The 2,503-nt window shown below is 62.4% G+C and carries 2 protein-coding genes and 1 riboswitch; both genes read right to left on the bottom strand.

Annotated elements, in window-relative coordinates:
- A partial coding sequence (locus AAAB16_RS20480) for a TonB-dependent receptor plug domain-containing protein (RefSeq protein WP_340664984.1) occupies positions 1-949 on the bottom strand: 949 nt, incomplete at its 3' end.
- A gap of 93 nt (positions 950-1,042) precedes the next feature.
- Positions 1,043-1,286, bottom strand: a riboswitch (cobalamin riboswitch).
- Between the two features lie 161 nt (positions 1,287-1,447).
- Positions 1,448-2,503 (bottom strand): methyl-accepting chemotaxis protein (locus AAAB16_RS20475; RefSeq protein WP_340664983.1); only part of this gene is annotated, 1,056 nt, incomplete at its 5' end.

Below are 2,503 nucleotides of genomic sequence, written 5' to 3'. Positions count from 1 at the left end.
TGTTGAACACACTGACTTCATCGCTGAGTTTGTCCTGGCTTTTCTGCCGGCTTTCGCTGTGGCCGATTTCCCAGCGGCTGTTCCACACCTCGTTGAACTGCGCATCGATAAAACCGCTGGCGCTGCTAAGGCTGAAGTCGGTGTAGGGCTGCTGTGGATAACTGAGGAAGGTGCTCATATCGAAGCGGCCAAACGGGTTGTCATACTCATTGCGCCCGCGTTGATCGAGCAGGCTGACGCCGCCCTCCAGGCGCTCGCTGAATTGGTGGCTGAGGTTGAAGCTAAGGGCCTTGTTACGGTAGGCGTCGTGGTCGCTATCAGAATCGTAGGAGGGGCCGGTGCGATCAATGCCAGCAGTTTCGTCGAGGCTGCCATTGAGGCTGAAACGGGTTTGCTCATCGCCGCCACGCAGGCCCAGGCTGCGTTGCCAACTCTGCTGGCTGCCGGCGCTAACTGCCAGGCTTGGCTGCAAGCCACTGGCGCCACGGCGGGTGAAAATCTGCACCACACCGCCAATGGCATCGCTGCCATACAACGCCGAGCGCGAGCCGCGTACCACTTCAATGCGTTCGATTTGCTCCAGACTCAGGTACTGCAAGCTGGCGCCGCCGTCGGAGGCCGAGCCGATGCGCTGGCCGTCGACCAAGATCAGGCTTTGCGTGTTGCTGGCGCCGCGAATAAACAGCGAGGTGTTGCTGCCGCGCCCGCCGTTTTGCACCAGTTGCACGCCAGGTACACGGCTGAGCAAGTCGGTGATGGAGCTGGGTTGCAGGCGCTCGATATCGGCGCGGGTAAATACCGTCGCCGCAGCGGTGGCCTGGTTTAACGGCTCGGCGCCGCGGCCGGAGGTGATCACGGTTTCTTCCAGCCGCAGCGCGTTTTCACTGCTTTGCCCGTGGGCAAGCAGGGGCAGCAACAACGCCGGCAGGGCGAGGTGAATGGATTTCATGGCAGATCCTCAAAAGAAATATTTGAGGAGGGCATAGGCAAGCGCGGCAAACCTGGGCGGCCACCTGCGCTTGATGGTGCTGCCCTCCGCAACACCAGTCGATTCCGCACAGGCCGGTCTCCGGGCTTTCGACTGAAAGAACCACTTTCCTGCCGCGATCACCTTCCCAGGTAAAACCCAGTGGTGTGTTGATCGGGCATGCAGCACGGCTGCGGTCGATTACCGTTGCGGGGGCAGCGCCGGCCTGGCTCGTTGTGAGCGCACCGGCTTCCCGTTTAACGCCAGCTTCCCCTGGTTAAAAGCGGGAGGAGGGCGCACCTGATTGGATAAACGTCGGGCAAGGTAGCGGCGCAGGTGGGGTGGGTCAAGGCGAGTGTGACTGACGGGATGCGCTGCGCGCGGCCTGGGTCTCCGCCTGCGCGGTGAGGACGGTGTCGTTCGTACCGTCCCCATCGCCTCCGCGCAGGCGGGGGCCCAGGTGCGGCGCTGGCACTGAGGCTAGGTGGTCGACTCCATTTGCCCCAACCGACTCGCCGCCTTATGCAGGTCCAACACCAAACGCTCCAACGCCCGCGCGGCCAGCTGGGTTTGGTTAGCCGCCTGAGCACTTTGCCCGGCGCCGTTGCTGATGGTTTGCGCCTGCCGGTTGGCGGCTTGGGCTTGGTCGCGTTGCGTTTGCATGGCGCGGCTGATCTGGCCTATCTGGTTCTGCATGCCGGCCACTTCCTGGTGAATGCGCTGCAACGCCTGGTCGGCCAGGTTGGCCTGTTCCACACTGGTTTCTGCGCTCTGTTGGCATTGCTGCATTGAACCTACGGCCTGCACTGCCTGCTGGCGCATGCTGTCCAGGCTCTGGGCGATGGCGTGGGTGGCTTCGGCGGTGCGGCGCGCCAGGTTGCGCACTTCATCGGCAACCACGGCAAAGCCGCGACCGCTATCGCCAGCGCGCGCCGCTTCGATGGCGGCGTTAAGGGCCAGCAGGTTGGTTTGCTCAGCAATGCCGCGGATGGTCTCGCTGATGTGCTGCACCGCCTGGGTGTTTTCGCTGAGTCCTTCAATGGTGGCGGTGGCTTCAACCACCTGTTGTGCCAAGTGGTTGATCTCGGCGGTGGTGCGTTGCACCACCTGCGCACCTTCTTCGGCTAGTTGCAGCGCCTGCCTAGAGGCCTGCTCGCTGCCCAGAATATGTTCGGTCATGGCGCTGATGCTGTGGCTGACGCCTTCGGTCGCCTCCGCCGTAGCCAGTGCCGCGCTGCTCTGCTGGTTGGCACACAGGCTCACGGTGCCGGAGCTTTGGTTCAGTGCTGCGCTGGTGTGATTAAGGGCGCTACCGGCACAGACAATGCTCTGCATGGTGTCGTCCATTTTGTCGACAAAGCTGTTGACCCAGCCTGCCAGCGAGCCGGTTTCGTCGGCTTGCAGATTTTTGTCGGTAAAACGCTTGCTCAGCGGCGCACCGCACTCGGCGGTATCCAGAAAAAAATCACACAGCGCCTGCAGCTTTTGGCTACGCGGGCGCAGGCTGAAGTACCAGAAATTCAGCAGCACCAAGGC

This window comes from Pseudomonas sp. (assembly GCF_037994325.1).
In the GTDB taxonomy this organism is placed as follows: domain Bacteria; phylum Pseudomonadota; class Gammaproteobacteria; order Pseudomonadales; family Pseudomonadaceae; genus Aquipseudomonas.
This window is presented reverse-complemented; position numbering and strand designations above follow the sequence as displayed.